The sequence below is a fragment of the Mesorhizobium sp. L48C026A00 genome (genome assembly GCF_000502375.1).
GTDB classification, from domain to species: domain Bacteria; phylum Pseudomonadota; class Alphaproteobacteria; order Rhizobiales; family Rhizobiaceae; genus Mesorhizobium; species Mesorhizobium muleiense.
The window spans coordinates 24762-41974 of the sequence record NZ_AYWU01000028.1; the positions used below are offsets into that span (position 1 = coordinate 24762).

The 17213-nt window shown below is 62.2% G+C and carries 14 protein-coding genes and 4 pseudogenes; 15 read left to right on the top strand and 3 right to left on the bottom strand.

Translation table 11 applies throughout. The annotated features are described in order from the left end of the window. The first annotated feature begins 129 nt into the window (after window positions 1-129). From X738_RS73500 to X738_RS73510, 3 genes are read left to right on the top strand one after another with little or no spacing between them, the layout of a single operon-like run. Window positions 130-1701 (top strand): acyl CoA:acetate/3-ketoacid CoA transferase, encoded by a 1572-nt coding sequence (locus tag X738_RS73500; protein ID WP_023802620.1) that lies wholly within the window; start codon window positions 130-132, stop codon window positions 1699-1701. After that, window positions 1698-2471: an enoyl-CoA hydratase/isomerase family protein gene (locus X738_RS73505; RefSeq protein WP_023802621.1), complete on the top strand. Its 774-nt coding sequence runs from the start codon at window positions 1698-1700 to the stop codon at window positions 2469-2471. Before X738_RS73500 ends, X738_RS73505 begins: the two co-directional genes overlap by 4 nt. A gap of 37 nt (window positions 2472-2508) precedes the next feature. Then, window positions 2509-3768, top strand: a complete 1260-nt coding sequence (locus tag X738_RS73510; protein WP_023802622.1) for a glycerate kinase type-2 family protein — start codon at window positions 2509-2511, stop codon at window positions 3766-3768. Between the two features lie 42 nt (window positions 3769-3810). On the opposite strand, the gene X738_RS73515 is transcribed toward X738_RS73510, so the two are convergent. After that, on the bottom strand, window positions 3811-4827 hold the full coding sequence (locus X738_RS73515; protein ID WP_023802623.1) for an aldo/keto reductase: 1017 nt from the start codon (window positions 4825-4827) through the stop codon (window positions 3811-3813). A 156-nt stretch (window positions 4828-4983) separates the two neighbouring features. Between X738_RS73515 and X738_RS73520 the strand changes: the two genes are divergently transcribed. From X738_RS73520 to X738_RS89315, 11 genes and pseudogenes are all read left to right on the top strand, one after another. Further along, a complete protein-coding gene (locus X738_RS73520; RefSeq protein WP_023802624.1) occupies window positions 4984-6126 on the top strand; it encodes an acyl-CoA dehydrogenase family protein in 1143 nt (380 codons plus the stop codon). Beyond that, entirely contained in the window at window positions 6123-6902 is a 780-nt protein-coding gene (locus tag X738_RS73525; protein WP_023802625.1) for a 3-ketoacyl-ACP reductase, read from the top strand. Before X738_RS73520 ends, X738_RS73525 begins: the two co-directional genes overlap by 4 nt. Before the next feature lie 11 nt (window positions 6903-6913). Further along, window positions 6914-8062: a dihydrodipicolinate synthase family protein gene (locus X738_RS73530; RefSeq protein WP_023802626.1), complete on the top strand. Its 1149-nt coding sequence runs from the start codon at window positions 6914-6916 to the stop codon at window positions 8060-8062. A gap of 2 nt (window positions 8063-8064) precedes the next feature. Beyond that, on the top strand, window positions 8065-8922 hold the full coding sequence (locus X738_RS73535; protein ID WP_031256405.1) for a sugar phosphate isomerase/epimerase family protein: 858 nt from the start codon (window positions 8065-8067) through the stop codon (window positions 8920-8922). Window positions 8923-8942: 20 nt separating this feature from the next. Continuing rightward, window positions 8943-9692 (top strand): electron transfer flavoprotein subunit beta/FixA family protein, encoded by a 750-nt coding sequence (locus X738_RS73540; protein ID WP_023802628.1) that lies wholly within the window; start codon window positions 8943-8945, stop codon window positions 9690-9692. Window positions 9693-9715: 23 nt separating this feature from the next. Further along, a complete protein-coding gene (locus X738_RS73545) occupies window positions 9716-10645 on the top strand; it encodes an electron transfer flavoprotein subunit alpha/FixB family protein (protein ID WP_023802629.1) in 930 nt (309 codons plus the stop codon). Window positions 10646-10650: 5 nt separating this feature from the next. Further along, window positions 10651-11187 (top strand): annotated as a pseudogene (locus tag X738_RS83490) (NAD(P)/FAD-dependent oxidoreductase); the annotation flags it as partial. A 581-nt stretch (window positions 11188-11768) separates the two neighbouring features. After that, on the top strand, window positions 11769-12911 hold the full coding sequence (gene wecB / locus X738_RS0143575) for a non-hydrolyzing UDP-N-acetylglucosamine 2-epimerase (protein ID WP_051407947.1): 1143 nt from the start codon (window positions 11769-11771) through the stop codon (window positions 12909-12911). 131 nt (window positions 12912-13042) lie between these two features. Then, window positions 13043-13774: a hypothetical protein gene (locus tag X738_RS73555; RefSeq protein WP_023802632.1), complete on the top strand. Its 732-nt coding sequence runs from the start codon at window positions 13043-13045 to the stop codon at window positions 13772-13774. 183 nt (window positions 13775-13957) lie between these two features. After that, the gene (locus X738_RS73560; RefSeq protein WP_023802633.1) at window positions 13958-14776 is read left to right on the top strand and encodes an aldo/keto reductase; all 819 of its coding nucleotides are present in this window, start codon (window positions 13958-13960) and stop codon (window positions 14774-14776) included. A gap of 135 nt (window positions 14777-14911) precedes the next feature. Next, window positions 14912-15118, top strand: a complete 207-nt coding sequence (locus tag X738_RS89315) for an oxidoreductase (RefSeq protein ID WP_373420482.1) — start codon at window positions 14912-14914, stop codon at window positions 15116-15118. Between the two features lie 230 nt (window positions 15119-15348). Here the strand turns inward: X738_RS89315 and X738_RS73565 are convergent. Beyond that, window positions 15349-15749 (bottom strand): annotated as a pseudogene (locus tag X738_RS73565) (aspartate 1-decarboxylase); the annotation flags it as partial. Between the two features lies 1 nt (window position 15750). On the opposite strand from X738_RS73565, the pseudogene X738_RS0143590 reads away from it, so the two are divergent. After that, window positions 15751-16026 (top strand): annotated as a pseudogene (locus tag X738_RS0143590) (integrase core domain-containing protein); the annotation flags it as partial. Window positions 16027-16059: 33 nt separating this feature from the next. On the opposite strand, the pseudogene X738_RS73570 reads toward X738_RS0143590, so the two are convergent. After that, window positions 16060-16928 (bottom strand): annotated as a pseudogene (locus X738_RS73570) (IS3 family transposase); the annotation flags it as partial. Between the last annotated feature and the right edge of the window lie 285 nt (window positions 16929-17213).

Consider the following 17213-nt stretch of genomic DNA (forward strand, 5'->3'; position numbering starts at 1 on the left):
GGCTGTCTGGGAGCATCGATGGCGCCATGCGGGTCGACGCGAAAAAATCCTGCTTGTCTGATTGCCCAGGCCGTGTTTAATCTATAACTAGTTAGTTACTTAATGCAATGCGGAACGGAGGTGAAGTCGATGAAGAAGGTGAAGACCGCGGAGGAGGCGGCCCAACTCGTCAGGGATGGTGCGGTCGTTGCAGTCAACTCTTCGTCGGGCCTGTGTTGCCCTGACGCCGTTCTCAAGGCGCTAGGCGAACGCTTTGATCGCGAAGGCCATCCGCGCGGCCTCACCTCCATTCACCCGATCGCGGCCGGCGATTTCTTCGGTACCCGCGGCGTCGACCACATCGCCAAGCCGGGCATGCTGGTGAAGATCATCGGCGGCTCCTATCCCTCGGGGCCAAGTAATGCCGAGCCGCCGCTGGTCTGGCAGATGATCCTGAATGAGGAGCTCGCCGCCTGGAACGTGCCCTCCGGCATCGTCTTCGACATGCTCCGGGAGGGCGCCGCCAAGCGCCCGGGCGTGCTCACCAAGGTCGGCATGGAGACCTTCGTCGATCCCGATCAGGAAGGCTGCGCGATGAATGCGAGTGCGCGCGCCGAGCCGCTCGTTCAGCGGGTTTCGTTCGCGGGAGAGGACTGGCTGCATTTCCCGGCGCTTCGCCCCGATGTTGCGATCATCCGCGCGACGACCTCCGACGAGAAGGGCAACCTGACCTTCGAACAGGAGGGCGCGACGCTAGGCGCTATGGAAATGGCGCTGGCCGCCCGCAATTCCGGCGGTCTGGTCATAGCGCAGGTCAAGCGGGTGGCGGCCAGCGGCACCCTGCGGCCCCATGACGTGCGCGTCCCCGGCATCCTCGTCGACGTCATCGTCGAGGCGCCCGATCAGTTGCAGACGACGGCGACGCCCTATGACCCGGCGATTTCCGGCGAGCTCTTCCGGCCGCTCGAAACCTTCCGCCTGCCGGCCCTCGATGTTGGCAAGGTCATCGCCCGCCGCGTGGCGCGGGAACTGCAGGATGGCTGGGCCGTCAATATCGGCTTCGGCATTTCGGCCAACGTGCCGCGCATCCTCATCGAGGAAGGGCATCACGGCAAAATCACATGGGTAATCGAGCAGGGCGCCGTCGGCGGCATCCCGCTTCTTGATTTCAAATTCGGCTGCGCTTCCAATGCCGAGGCCTTCGTCGCATCGCCGCACCAGTTCTGTTATTTCCAGGCTGGCGGCTTCGACTGCTCGCTACTGTCCTTCCTGGAAATCGACGCCGAGGGCTCGGTCAATGTCAGCCGCCTGGCGGCAACGCCACACCGCACCGCTGGCGCCGGCGGTTTCGTCGACATCACGTCGCGTGCCAAAAAAATCGTCTTCTCCGGCAATTTCAATGCAGGCGCCAAGATGCACATCGAGGACGGCCGGTTGGTGATCGACATGGAGGGCCGCATCGCCAAGTTCGTGCCAAAAGTTGATCAGGTCAGTTTTTCCGGAAAACGTGCGCGCGCGCAGGGCCAGGACATCACCTATATCACGGAACGCTGCGTGATCCGCCTGGAGCAGGACGGACTGGTCGTCACCGAGATCGCCCCCGGGCTTCATCTCCAGCGCGATGTCCTCGACCGGGCGGCGACGCCGCTGCGTGTCTCCGAGACGCTCAAGACCATGGACGATGCGCTTTTCCGGCCGGAAGCCATGGGGCTCGCGCTGTGAGCGACCCGCGGATCGACCTCGTCATCGAGGGCCGCATCGCCCGGTTGACACTCCGCCGTCCGGAAAAGCTGAACGCGATCGACAGCGAGATGATCCACGCTCTTTTGCAGGCTTGCCGCACTATCGAGGGCTCGGATGCGCGCGTCGCCATCCTGTCGGGCGAGGGGGCGCGGTCCTTCTGCGCGGGCGGCGACATCGAGGCGTGGAGCAGCCTTGATGCGGATGTTTTCTCGCGGCGCTGGCTCCGCGATGGGCATGATGCCTTCGATGCACTGGCACGTCTCACCGTGCCGCTGATCGCCGTTCTGAACGGACATGCGCTCGGCGGCGGGCTCGAGCTTGCGGCCTGCGCCGACCTTCGCATTGCCGAGGCGCATGTGAAGATCGGCCAGCCGGAGGCCGGCCTCGGGGTCATTCCCGGCTGGTCCGGCACGCAGCGGGCCTCGCGCCGCTTCGGCACGCAGCTTGTCCGCCGCATGGCGCTTTTTGGCGAAGTCTACTCTGCTAAGCAGGCTTTCGCGCTCGGGCTCGTCGATCAGGTCGTGGCGACGGGCGAGGGTGGCGCCGCCGCAGAGGACGCCGCAGCCCGCGTGCTGAAGCGATCTCCGCGAGCAACGGAGCTGACGAAGATGCTGATCAACGCGGCCGAAGGCGAGGAAAGCGAGCGGGTCGTTGAGGCGCTGGCCGGCGCCGTGGCGGCAAAGTCCGACGATCTGGCCGAGGGGCTTGCCGCATACCGGCAGAGGCGACCGGCCCGTTTCGGCAAATAGCGCCCGATTGCCCGAAATCCTGAACTATGGCGGTCTAATGAAGCCCGAAGACAAAGACTTTCTCTCAGAGCTCTTTCGTGCCGCGGTTGAGGCTGCCGATCCGGAAAAGGCCTTGAGCGCATATCTGCCGGCGCTTCCCAAGGGAAGAACGGTCGTTATCGGCGCGGGCAAGGGCGCCGCGCAGCTTGCCGCGGCTTTCGAAAGGCTGTGGCAAGGCCCGCTGGAAGGCGTTGTGGTGACACGTTACGGCTACGCCGCGCCCTGCCGGAAGATCCGTGTGCTCGAAGCGGCCCATCCCGTTCCGGATGCTGCGGGACTTGAAGCCTCTCAAGCGCTTTTCGATGCTGTAAAAGGGCTGGCCGAGGATGATCTCGTGGTTGCTCTGATGTGTGGCGGCGGCTCGGCGCTTCTGCCTGCCCCGCCCGGGCCTCTGACGCTGGAGGATGAGGCGGCCCTGAACAGCGCGCTTCTTGCAAGCGGCGCGCCGATTTCCGTCATGAACGCCATCCGCAAACAGGTCTCCGGCATCAAGGGCGGACGGCTTGCCGCCGCCTGCCATCCCGCGAAGGTCGTGACGCTCGTCGTCTCCGATGTGCCGGGCGACGACCCGGCACAGGTCGCCAGTGGGCCGACCGTGCCGGATGGGAGCAATCGAGAAGAGGCGCGCGCGCTCGTCAAGACATGGGGCATCAAGCTGCCGGATCGGATCGAGTCCTGGCTTGGTGGAGATGAGGGGCAGTCGCCGTCGCCGGATGACCCGGTCTTTGCCGGTCATGACGTCCACGTCATCGCTTCCGCGCGTCTCTCCCTGGAGGCTGCGGCACGACGGGCGAAAGCGCTTGGCGTGCCCGCCGTCATCCTGTCGGATAGCATCGAGGGCGAGGCGCGCGACGTCGCGCGTGTTCACGCCGCCATCGCCCGCGAGGTCGCCAGCCGTGACCGCCCGTTCGTGCGCCCGGTCGCCATTCTCTCCGGCGGCGAAACGACCGTGACGATCAAGCGAGGTGGCAAGGGCGGGCGCAATACGGAGTTTTTGCTGTCGCTCGCGCTCGCTGGCGAAGGGGTTCCCTTCGCGGCACTTGCTGCCGATACGGATGGCATCGATGGCTCAGAGGACAATGCGGGTGCCTTTGCCGATGGCGCAAGCACGCAGCGGTTGCGTGAGCAAGGGGCCGATCCGGCCGTCTTGCTTGCCGGCAATGACGCCTGGACGGCTTTCCACCGTCTCGGCGACCTGTTCGTGCCCGGCCCGACGGGAACCAATATCAATGACTTCAGGGCAATCCTGATCCGTTAGAGGTTGCCCGCGCCGCTTGTTGCAGCGCGGGCTGATGCGAGCTCAGCCCGGAACGGGTGCGTCCTCGCGCAATAGGCCCTTCGTCTTGAGATCCGCCCAGAACTCTGCCGGGATCGGATGGGAGAACCAGGCAAGGTTGTGGTCAAGCTGTTCGACCGTGCGCGTGCCCGCCATGAAAGAGGGTACGGCAGGATGGGCGAGCACGAATTGCAGTGCGGCGGCGGCCAGCGGCACGCCATGCGCCGCACAGACCACCTCGATCTTCGCGACCTTTTCCAGGATGTCGCGCGGCGCCGGCGCGTAATTGTACTTCGCCCCTTCCTTCGCGCCGGTGGCAAGGATTCCCGAATTGAAGCCGCCGCCCACGACGACCGCCGCGCCACGTGCCTCGCACAGCGGAAGGAACGCGTCGAGCGCGTCCTGTTCGAGGAGGGTGTAGCGGCCGGCCAGCAGGAAGCAGTCGAAATCGTGACGGCGGAGGGCCTCATGGCAGACCTGCCATTCGTTGACGCCGACGCCGATCGCCTTCACGACCTTTTCCGAGCGCAGCCGCTCCAGCGCCCGCCAGGCGCCGTCCATCGCCTGCTCGAAAACTTCCGGCTGCTCGCTCCCGTGTGTGAAAACGTCGATGTCATGTATGAAGCACATGTCCATCCGCTCCAACCCCAGACGCTGGAGGCTGTCCTCGAAGGCGCGCATCGTGCCATCGTAGCTGTAGTCGAAATGCATGGTGAAGGGCGCAGCATTCGTCCACGGCGCAAAGTTGATGGTGTCGCGCCGTGCCGGGCGCAGCAGGCGGCCGACCTTGGAGGACATTACGAAATCGTCGCGGTTTTTCCAGCGCAGGGCATGGCCGGTGCGCAGTTCGGCAAGGCCGTGGCCATACATCGGCGCGGTGTCGAAGAACCGCACGCCGGCGGCCCATGCGCGTTCGAACATAGCCCCGGATGTGGCTTCGTCGATCTCGCGGAAAATGTTGCCGAGGGGCGCGGTCCCAAAGCCGAACGTCGTGACGTCAAGTTCTGTTCGGCCGAATTTCCTTTTTTCGCCAGGGTGCATGGTTCTCCTCCCTAAGTAACCAGATGGTGAATAAATAAGCACGGACCAAACGACTGTGCAAGCAGCTTCCTTCTCGGTCACAGATTTTTCCGCCTTGACGTCTTGCGGCCGGGGAATGTATATAACCAGATAGTTACTAGACGAGAGGCGAGGGCCATGTATCTCACTGAAACGCAGGAGCAGGTGCGAGAGATGGCGCGCGCCTTTGCCGACGAAATGATCCGGCCCGTGGCTGAGGAACTGGATCGCGAGGAGCGCTTCCCGGCGGTTCTTTATGACGAAATGGCAAAGCTTGGCCTCTTCGGCATAGGCGTGCCGGAAGCCCTCGGCGGGCCAGGCTTCGACACGCTGACCTATGCCCTGGTGATGGAGGAGTTGAGCCGCGGCTATGCTTCCGTCGCCGACCAATGCGGCCTGATCGAACTTATATCGACCCTGCTGGTCCGCCATGGAACGGAACGCCAGCAGACGATGCTGCCGGATATTCTCGGCATGCGCTCGAAGGTCGCCTATTGCATCACGGAGCCGGAAGCCGGCACCGACGTTTCGGGCATCCGCACAACGGCCGAGAGCGACGGAAACGGCTGGCGGCTCAACGGCGGCAAGATCTGGATCCACAATGCGCCGGTGGCCGATTACGGCTTCGTGCTCGCAAGGACCGACAAGGAAGCCGGCAATCGCGGCATGTCCATCTTCGTCGTCGACCTTCATTCGGCTGGCGTCGAGAGGGGCCCCAAGGAACATAAGATGGGTCAGCGCGCCAGCCAGGTCGGCGCACTGAACTTCACCGATGTGCGCCTTCGGGCAGATGCCCTGCTCGGCACCGAGGGGCGCGGTTTCCACATGATGATGTCGGTCCTCGACAAGGGGCGCGTCGGCATTGCGTCACTCGCCGTCGGTATCGCGCAGGCTGGCTTGGAGGCCGCCCTTGACTATGCCGGCACACGCAAGCAGTTCGGCAAGGCGATCGCCGACTTCCAAGGCGTGCAATGGCTTCTGGCCGACATGGCGAAGGACATCGAGGCCGCACGCCTGCTCGTCCACTCTGCCGCTTCTAAAATCGACAGCGGCGCGGATGCGACCAAGGCCTGCTCCATCGCCAAGTGCTTTGCCGGCGACATGGCCGTCCAGCGTACCGCCGATGCAGTGCAGGTCTTCGGCGGCTCCGGTTATATCCGCGGCTTCGAGGTGGAGCGGCTCTACCGCGATGCCAAGATAACGCAAATCTACGAGGGCACCAACCAGATCCAGCGCATGATCATAGCGCGCGAACTGCTGAAGAAGGGAGCGCGGGCATGAGCGCCGCGTCCGCCCGGCCGGTCGCGCTCGTCACCGGCTCCTCGCGCGGCATCGGCCTTGCCGTTGCTGAAGCTTTGGCGAAGGAAGGATTTGCGGTCGCCGTCAACGGGCCGGCTGAGGACGCCGAACTTGCCGCCGCGGTCGAGCGCGTCGCCGCCCATGGCGTCCCCGTCGCCGCCGCCGCGTTCGATGTCGCTGCGATCGGCGGTCACGGTGCGGCGATCGATGCGGTCGAGGAAAAACTCGGACCGCTTACCACCCTCGTCAACAATGCCGGTGTCGGCGCGCTCAAGCGCGGAGACATGATGGAGGTCTCGGAAGAGAGCTGGGACCGGTGCTTTGCCGTCAACACGAAGGCCATGTTCTTTCTGAGCCAGGCCTTCGCGCGTCGTCTTCTTGCACGCGCGCGGCCGCCGCTCTTCCATTCGATCGTCAATGTCACCTCCTCGAATGCCGTTGCTGTGGCGGAGCATCGTTCTGAGTATTGTGCCTCGAAGGCCGCTGCCGCCATGGTGTCAAAAACGCTTGCCGTCCGGCTCGGGCGGGAGAACATCGCCGTCTACGACGTCCAGCCCGGCCTGATCGCCACCGAGATGACCGCACCTGTGATCGAGGAATATCGCGAACGGGCAGCCCAGGGACTCACGCTCTTCCCGCGTGTTGGTGAACCGGACGAGGTTGGCACATTGATCGCGTCGCTGGCGACAGGCCGGCTTCCCTACACAACCGGACTGTCGATCCCGGCCGATGCCGGCATGCTCGTCCCGCGTTTCTGAGGTTACTTTCCATGAAAATCGCCCTTCCCGATGCTACCGGCCATTTCACCGACTACGCCCTCTCCGGAAAGCCAATCGCCGGCGCCACACTTGGCAAGAACCCCGCCCGCGTCGTCTATTCCGCCGCTCACGTCGTGGCTGATCCTTTTACCGCGAATGATCCCTCGGGCCGCACCACGGTCGATTGGGCGAAGACGATGGAGTTTCGCCGCTACCTCGCCGGTCTCGGTCTCGGCATTGCCGAGGCGATGGATACGGCGCAGCGCGGCATGGGTCTCGATTGGCCGGGCGCGCTGGAGCTGATCCGCCGCACGCGCGAGGAGCTGCCGGACGCGCTGGTCGCCAATGGCTGCGGCACGGATCATCGCGACCCCGCGACGGTGACGAGCATTGACGACGTACGCCGGGCCTACCTGGAGCAGGCGGAGGCTATCCAGAAGCTTGGCGGCCGGCTCATCCTCATGGCCTCCCGCGCCCTGGTGCGGGTCGCCAGGAAACCGGACGACTACATCAAGGTCTATTCCGATGTGCTTTCCGCCTGTGATGAGCCGGTAATCCTGCACTGGCTCGGCGATATGTTCGATCCGCAGCTCGCCGGTTATTGGGGTAGTGCCGATTTCGATCCGGCAATGCGGAGGACGCTTGCCGTCATCGAAGAGAACGCGGCCAAGGTCGACGGCATCAAGATTTCCCTCCTCGACAAGGAGAAGGAGATCGTCATGCGCCGCCGCCTGCCGGCCAACGTGAAAATGTATACGGGCGACGACTTCAATTATCCCGAGCTCATCGAGGGCGACAGCGACGGGTTTTCGCACGCTCTGCTCGGCATCTTCGATCCGCTCGCCCCTGCCGCGGCCTATGCGGTGGAGCGGCTGGGCGAGGGCGACACGGCAGCCTTCCGTGCAACGCTCGATCCGACCGTGTCGCTGGCCCGTCTGATCTTCCGTGCTCCCACACAATACTACAAGACCGGCGTCGTCTTCCTTGCCTGGTTGAACGGTTTCCAGGATCATTTCGTGATGCTGAACGGCGCCCAGGCGATGCGCCCGCTGCCCTATTTCGTTGAGGTCTTTCGCCTTGCCGATCAATGCGGCCTGCTGCGGGATCCGGAGCTTGCGGTTCGGCGCATGAAGAAGCTGCTCGCCCTTTACAGCGCATGACGATGCGGGACTTTTCAAGCGATCATTCTGCCCTGGCGCTCAACACCGCCAGCCTCGGTCACAATCTCGAAGGCCACGGGGCAGGGTGGGAGCCGGAGCGGTTGATCGATGCCTGCGCCGCACGTGGCTTCGGCTCGATGGTCTTCTGGCGCCGCGAAATCGGTTCGCGGGCGATTGAGATCGGCGAACGAGCGCGGGCGGCCGGATTATCCGTTGCGGGGCTTTGCCGAACGCCGTTTCTCGTCGGCACGGATGCTGTGGACCGGCAAACGGTCATCGACGGGGCAAAGGCCTCCGTCGACATGGCCGCCGGTCTCGGCGCCGCCGTGCTCACGATTGTGGTCGGCGGCGTGCATCCCGGCACGAAGGGAATTTCCGAGAGCCTGAAGATCGTCGCCGACCGCATCGGTGCAATCTCGCCTTATGCATTGGAGCGGAACGTCAAGCTGGCGCTCGAGCCGCTGAATCCCGTCTATGCGGGAAACCGCTCATGCCTGGCGACATTGCGCGATGCCGTCGATCTTTGCGATGTGGTGGCGGCGTCCAATCTCGGCGTCGCCATCGATGTCTACCATGTCTGGTGGGACCGCGACCTTGACAGCCAGTTGCAGCGCGCCGGCAAGGACAGGATTTTCGGCTATCACCTTTGCGATTGGCTTGCCGACACGCGCGACGTGCTGCTGGACCGCGGCATGATGGGCGACGGTGTTGCCGATCTCAAGGCGATCCGCGCGAGTGTCGAAGGCGCCGGCTATACCGGTCCCTGCGAGGTCGAGGTTTTCTCCGCTAACAATTGGTGGAAGCGTGACCCCGGAGAGGTGCTTGACGTGATGGTCGAGCGTTTCCGCGCCCTCTGCTGACGAATCTTGGAGGTTGAGCCATGAAGATCTTGGTCCCAGTCAAGCGCGTTGTTGATTACAACGTAAAGATCCGCGTGAAGGCGGACGGCAAGGGTGTCGAGCTTGCCAATGTCAAGATGTCGATGAACCCGTTCGACGAGATCTCGGTGGAAGAGGCGCTGCGCCTGAAGGAAGCCGGCAAGGCGGAGGAAGTGGTCGTCGTGTCGATCGGTCCGGCCAAGGCCGAGGAGACGCTGAGGACGGCGCTTGCCATGGGCGCCGACCGGGCGATCCTCGTCGAGACCGACGACCAGGTCGAGCCGCTCGCCGTGGCGAAGATCCTCACGGGCGTCGCAGACGTGGAACAGCCCGGCCTCGTCATCGTCGGCAAGCAGGCGATTGACGACGATAGCAACCAGACCGGCCAAATGCTCTCGGCGCTGCTCGGCTGGGCGCAGGCGACGTTCGCCTCGAAGATCGAGATCGGCGGCGATAAGGCTCAGGTGACGCGCGAAGTCGACGGTGGTCTCCAGACGATCGACGTGAAGCTTCCGGCAGTCGTCACGACGGATCTCCGCCTCAACGAGCCGCGCTATGCGTCGCTGCCGAACATCATGAAGGCGAAGAAGAAGCCTCTCGACAAGAAGACGCCCGGTGACTTCGGCGTCGACACCGCCCCGCGCCTCAAGGTGTTGAAGACCGAGGAACCATCCGGCCGCAAGGCAGGCGTCAGGGTCAGGTCGGTCGCCGAGCTGGTCGAAAAACTCAAGACCGAAGCCGGCGTGCTCTAAGCCAGGTAAGGGAGAACAGAACCATGGCCACTCTTCTTTTGGCAGATCACGACAACGCAACCCTTTCGAACCAGACGGCCAAGGCGCTGACGGCCGCAAAGCAGATCGGTTCGGACGTGCATGTGCTCGTCGCGGGCTCCGGCGCCGAGGCTGCGGCCGATGCCGCCGCAAAACTCTCGGGCGTTTCGAAGGTGCTTCTCGCCGACGACGCCAACCTTGCCAACAACTTGGCAGAACCGCTGGCAGCGCTCATCGTCTCGCTCGCCAGCAGCTACGATGCGATCGTCTCGCCCGCGACTTCGGTAGGCAAGAACGTGCTGCCGCGCGTTGCAGCCCTTCTCGACGTCGCACAGGTCTCGGAAATCATCGAGGTCGTCAGCCCTGACACGTTCAAGCGTCCGATCTATGCGGGCAATGCCATCCAGACGGTTCAGTCGACGGACGCCAAGAAGGTGATCACCGTTCGCACGGTGTCCTTTGCCGCGGCCGGCGACGATGGCAACGCCTCGGTCGAGACCGTCTCGGCCGCTGCGAACCCGGGGCTTTCCACCCACGTCAAAGACGTGCTCTTGTCCTCCGACCGTCCGGAACTGACGTCTGCAAAAATCATCATCTCGGGCGGCCGTGCGCTCGGCTCGTCGGAGAAGTTCGAGGAAATGATACTTCCGGTTGCCGACAAGCTCGGCGCCGCCGTTGGCGCATCGCGCGCAGCCGTCGACGCCGGCTATGCGCCGAATGACTGGCAGGTCGGGCAGACGGGCAAGGTGGTTGCGCCGCAGCTCTACATCGCCTGCGGCATCTCAGGCGCCATCCAGCACCTTGCCGGCATGAAGGATTCGAAGGTCATCGTCGCGATCAACAAGGATGAGGAAGCCCCGATCTTCCAGGTGGCAGACTACGGCCTCGTTGCTGACCTCTTCGAAGCGCTGCCGGAGCTCGAAAAGGCGATTTGACGAGCATGGCATCGACGGCGTTGGAACTGCCCGAGCGCGAGAGCATGGAATTCGACGTGGTGGTCGTGGGCGCAGCGGCGATCCGGCTGAAGCAGGTCAATCCGGAGCTGTCGGTCGTCGTCCTCGAAAAGGGCACCGAAGTCGGCGCGTACATTCTCTCCGGTGCGGTCGTCGACCCGATCGGCATCGACCGGCTGTTGCCGGATTGGCGCGAGGACCCGGATCACCCCCTCAAGACAGAAGTCACCGACGACCATTTCATCTTCTTCGGTCCGGCTCGATCCGGCTGTCGAACCTCTGATGCCGCCGTTGATGAACAATCACGGCAACTACATTGTCTCGCTCGGCAATGAGCTTTGCCGCAACCGAAGTGCTCTACAATGATGAGGACGCGGTGATCGGCGTAGCCACCGGCGACATAACATAGGTGTCGAGCGAAACGGCGAACGGGGCCGCACTATGCCCGCGGCAGGGCGCTGCTCGGCAAATACACGCTGATCGGCGAGGGGGCGCGCGGCTCGCCCGCCAAGGAACTGACTGCCGGGACTGTGGTGGGCGATCAGGGAAAGAGTCAAGAGTCAGCGACGCTTTGAGGGGCGGTCCTACGCCAGCGTGGACCGACGCGTCCAATTTTTTCTCCGTTGCACCAGGTCCGCGCCGTTTGTCGGCTTTGTCGGGTCCGTGACACACAGTCTTGTTTAGCCGATCTTTTGTTCCTTTGGCTAAGTAGCTGTAAAGCAATCACAAAGTTTTTTCTTCCGCACGATCAGCCAAATTGGCACGAGTTTTGTTCTCTTCGTTGAGTAGTGGTGGCAGCAACTGCCGACCAGCATTGATGGCGAACAAAGGAAAGAGATCTGCGTCAGATCGCATTCTATGGGAAGGGCGCATCGCCAAGTCCACCAGAAAGCGACGCTCGCATCCAGTCGACCTCGGCTAGAGGATCCTCGTCCGCTGTGATTGGCCAAGACGTGGTTCGCTTCGGCCCGGATGGATGGCCCCTTATAGCCCTTATGCAATTCCTTGGCACCTGCGGTCGCCGGCGTCCAAAGCAACGCAAGGCACGGCGGATATCAATAGTGTTTAGCAGAGAGCGCCCTCAGATTAATTTGGAAAGGCGACCATGCGCAAAGTGGCATTCATTTTCGGTACTCGTCCTGAGGCGATTAAATGCGCCCCAGTCATCAACGCAATGAAGCTCGACCGCAGGTTCGAGCCACTCGTTGTTTCCACGGGGCAGCATCGCGAGATGCTTGACATCACTTTAATGGAATTCGGTATTCGACCGGACATCGAACTAAACGTCATGCAACCTCGCCAGACCTTGTCGCAGGTCACACATCGAATACTGGAAACGCTCTCCGGGCAAATAGAACAATGGGGAATGGACGCGGTGATCGTTCATGGCGATACCGCGAGCACCCTGGCAGGCGCCCTGGCCGCCTTCCAGCACCGTATCCCCATCATCCATCTCGAGGCGGGCTTACGCAGCGGCAACATTGCATCACCATTTCCAGAGGAGGCCAATCGGCGTCTCGTCGCCCAGATAACGGATCTCCACCTGGCGCCGACCATCCGGAGCAGCGAGAATCTTATCCGCGAAGGTGCCCGTGAGGATCGTATCACGGTCACCGGCAACACGGTCGTCGATGCACTTCACTGGGCGGCCGAAAATGCTCCCGCCTTCGCCGAGCCCGCACTTGCCGACCTCAAGAACGATACGCGGCGAATCGTGGTCGCCTCAGCACATCGACGCGAGTCGTGGGGTGCACCGATGCACGAGATCGCAAGAGCTCTGGTGCAGCTATCATCCCAGGAGAACGTGCGTGTCATCATCCCATTGCACAAGAACCTGGCAGTGCGCGAAGTCATGTTGCCCTATCTGACCAACCAGGCGAATATTACGGTGGTGGATCCGCTACCGTACCGGAATTTCTGCAGCCTTATGCTGCGCTCGGACATCATCATCTCCGACAGCAGCGGCGCAGAGGAAGAAGGCCCTTCACTCGGCAAACCGACTCTTGTTTTAAGGGACATCACCGAGCGGCCGGAGGCTGTCGAAGCTGGCACGGCGCGCCTTGTGGGCCGCAGCACCGCCCGCATCGTGAGTGAAGCGACCCGACTGCTGCGCGATCCGGACGAATATTCACGAATGGCCCAGCCCGTGGGCGTCTACGGCGACGGAAAGGCGACAACTCGGGTTATCGATGCAATCGCGAGGTATTTCGCTGCACAGACGGCACGCGAGGCGCGGCTGGCCAGCTGATGGGCACCAGATGTCAGCGGCGTGGCGAGCACCGATCTTTGGATTTCGCTGCGATCCACGCCCTCCCACGAACACCACCATGTCCCTGTCGGACGGACCGGACCGGGCGACGATGACAAGAGAGGAAGCTCATGGCTACGCGTAACAACCGGCGAGATCTCAATTTCTCCAACGCTGTGGTTGACGCCGAACTGATTGAGGGCGCTTCGTCATTCGCACTTCACGGGCGCAATATCGTCTTCAACATCGGTGATACCGTCGTTGAGATCGCTGGCACGCCTCGGCAAAGAATCCAGCCATTTTCATCGACCACGCTCATCGACGCGGTCATCGAGAGCGCACAGGCAATGATTGTGATCCGCGTTCGCGAGACAGAAGGCGCCAGAGACTGGGCGAGCACTCTAGGGTGGCCGCGATATGCGAAGACCATCACCGATCCGACCGCGGAAATTCTCGGACTGCCGCTCTACCGCTCATCGCAGGACGACCTTACTGAAATTCGTCTGAGCGGTGCAGCGGCAATGCTTGCCGGGAACCCGCAGACCGACGGCATGACTTTTGCCGCGAAAGCCAATCTTTGGTTTGCTCCGGAAGCGACGGACTGCCTGATCCACAATCTGCATCCATTCATCGAGACCCATGTGCAGATCATGGGAGTGGGACGGATGCAGAAGTTTCAGACGCAGCAGCGGGAAACACTGACCGAAGAAATCCTAATGGCTCCGGGCTTCGCCCAGCCATTCTTCGATTGCACAAGACATAGTATTGGCGGGTTTCTCTACCCATGGCATCAGTATTACGCAGATACGGATTGCATATGGCTAGCTTTGGAGCTTCATCCGCTCGCTGGATCGCATGATTGACGTCGGCTCCACCCACAACGGAGGTTGACCACTGCATTGATGAAAGGACGTCAGTCGGAGAATGGCCGTGGCAGTGAGGAAGGTGAGAGTCGATCGATCGCGCCGTGGGTTGGGACAGCATCCATCTATATCAGCTCAATGTGCACACGGTTCGCTACGGCTCCTGGGAAAGGAAAGGAAAAAATGTCGATCTGCTTTCGGCCGGGATATGAACGTTCGTTTGGAACATATCCGCTCAAGGGCGAGGATTTGGAGAAGGCATTTGCCGCTGCGTACGAGGTCGGCTATCGATCATTCGACACAGCTCAACTCTACGGAAACGAGGCCGACTTGGGCGCGTCCATCCGCCGGGCTAACGTCTCGACAGACGACCTTCTCATCACCACGAAAGTGCATCCTGAGAACTACACCGAGGAACAGTTCCTGAAATCGGTGCAGGCGAGTCTGAACGCTCTTGGCGTGTCGAAGGTCGCCCTTCTGCTCCTTCATTGGCCGGATCCGTCCGGGGACAATCGCAAGTCTCTCGCCCTACTTCGGGACGCGAAGCGTAAGGGACTCGCGACCGAGATCGGCGTCTCTAATTTCACGGCCTCAATGATGCGGGACGCGCAATCATTCCTCGATGGTGAAATCGCGATCAACCAGGTTGAATTCCACCCGCTTCTCGATCAGTCAATTCTGCTCGACATGTCCTTTCGGACGGGCGTTCCGCTGGCTTCGTTCGCTTCGGTCGCGAGGGGGGAGGTTTTCAAATATCCGCAATTTGGCCAGATCGGCAAAGCCTACGGAAAGTCGGCTGCGCAGGTGGTGTTGAGATGGATTCTGCAGAAAGGCGTCGCCGTCAATACAATGTCAACCAAGCTGGAAAATATGCGGTCGAACTTCGACGTCATGGACTTCGTTCTATCTAGCGTCGACATGAAGCGGATCGACGCTCTCACATGCACGAACTTCAGGTGCGTGGACAAGGACAAGGTGCCGTGGACGCCGGAATGGGATTGACCGATTGCCTGAGTATGGCATGAGCAACCGCTCTCTGCTTCCTGTCTCTCCACCGCTACGAGCGCTGGCAGACAAAGGTCAAGAGCGCGCGCCTTATCGAGCTGCGCCGCACTTAGCCGCAGCGAAATTCTCGGCCTGCCGAGTGACTTTGCGCACGCACCGGGCACGGCACAAAGGCTCGGTTTCGGCGGTGTCGAGATGCATGCGGCACATGGCTTTCTGCCCAGTCAGTTCCTTTCGCCTTTGTTCAACCGCACAACGATGACTATGGCGGCGGTATCTCTGCGCGCATGCGGATCGTGCTGGAGGTCGTGGACGAAGTCCGGCGAGTGTCGGGCCTGACTACCCGGGGAGCATAAGGTGTCAATGACCACGGAATCGGGACCCTGGTTTTCGCGCAAAAGGGACGGAGAGGTTAAACACTGAAAAGCGCTTCGTGGCTTCCTGCGCATTCCGATTGGGCACGCCAGCCAGATCGACAAACAGCTCTGGATTAGATGTTTGGTCAGCGACTGCGTCACGGTCAAACTCTTGTTCCCCTCATGGTAAGACTCGCACATCTGGAGGCCAAGTCACGCTCCGGAGACAAGCGCAGGAATTGCCAAAGCCTCATTCCTCATCAAGGATCGAGAAACTGTAACGGCCGTCGGCGTCAAGATCGACCGAGTCTCAGGCGGTCGAGTATGTGGTTGTCCAGGTCGAACGTGACGACCCGAGGCTTCAGCGAGGTGATATGCGCTTCATCCAGATAGACGGAGTTGCAGACGATGATCTCGTCGTCTGGCTGACAGGTACGGGCGGCCGCACCGTTGAGGATACAGCATCGTGAGCCGCGCTTACCAAGAATGACATAGGTCGAAATCCGCGCACCGGAATTCTTGTTCCATATCTCCACGAATTCCACAGGCAAAATTCCGGCCGCTTGGCAGTGGTCAGGGTCGAGCGTTATCGAACCGTGATAGTTGAGGTTTGCTCACTTCATCGCACCGGGCAAGCCGATGCAGAACGGCTTCTGCGAGAGCTTCAACGGCCGGACGCGGGACGAGCTCTTGAACGAGACCCTGTTCTTCGGTCTCGACCATGCCCGCACCACGATCGCCGAATGGGCGGACGACTACAACCGATCGCGCCCACATTCGGCACTCGGCTACATCACGCCGGCGGCTTATGCCGCCAATCTCACCGCAACGGGCGATCGGCTGCGCAACCCCGACCAGCTCCGCCGATCGCCCGTTGCTCAACCCGCGCCATTACGGCGTACAACCCGCCGAGGCTCTAATTTGCCAAGTCATGCCGTTCTCCTGTGCCCAGGCGAGCATGGCGTTCGAGGTGAACTCGGTGCCGTGGTCGGAGACGATCATGCTCGGCTTGCCGCGGTGGGCGATCAATTCGGTCAGTTCGCGTGCTACACGGCGGCCCGAGATCGAGGTGTCCGGGATTGCCGCCAGGCACTCGCGCGTCACGTCGTCGACGACGTTGAGGATGCGGAAGCGTCGACCGCAGGCGAACTGGTCGTGGACGAAACCCAGCGACCAGCGGGCGTTCGGCCTTGCCTCGACCAGAATCGGTGCGCGGGTGCCAACCGCGCGCCGGCGTGACCGTCACTTGCGAACCGTCAGCCCTTCCTCGCGATAGAGCCGGTAGATGCGGTTGATGCCCGACGGCTCGCCGTCTTGCCGCAGCAGGATGAACAGCCGCCGGTAGCCGAAGCGCCGGCGCGCGTTGGCAAGGTCGCGCAACTGACTTCGCAGCTCCCTGTCAGGCGGGCGCCGTGACCGGTAGCGGAACATTTTGCGATCGGCGCTGACGATGGAACAGGCCCGCCGTTCCGACAGGCCCATGGCGGCCCTCAGATGCGCGACGGCTTCGCGCTTGGCGACGGGCCCTACCATTTTTTTGACAGAAGCTCGCGCAGCGCCGAGGCTTCCAGCATCTGGTCGGCCAAAAGCTTCTTCAGCTTCGCGTTCTCCTCCTCCAGCGCCTTCAGCCGCTTGGCGTCGGACACGTCCATGCCGCCATACTTCGCTTTCCAGTTATACAGCGTCGCCTCGGAGATCCCGTGCTTGCGGGCCAGATCGCCTGCCTTCGCCCCCGCCTCGTGTTCGCGCAAAACCGCGATGATCTGCTCTTCCGTAAATCGCTTTCTCTTCATCTGTCCGTCCTTCAATCGAGGCCGGACTCTAATCAAAACCGGAGGAAATTACCCGTGGCAGGTCAGAACGGCCACAACCGTACAAGGAGTTGCGCCGTTGTGGCGTGCCAAAGCTCCGGGCCGCGGTTGCTGCCGGTTCACCGACGGGATTCTGGTGCATGTCAGGACACCCGGCGGTCGAACAGGCCCTGCGCAACCAACACTTCGAGTCGCTCGGTCTCCCCCGCCTCTATGTCTCTGTCGAAGCTTAATCCGGTCGAACCGCCGTGGTACGTGATCCGTATG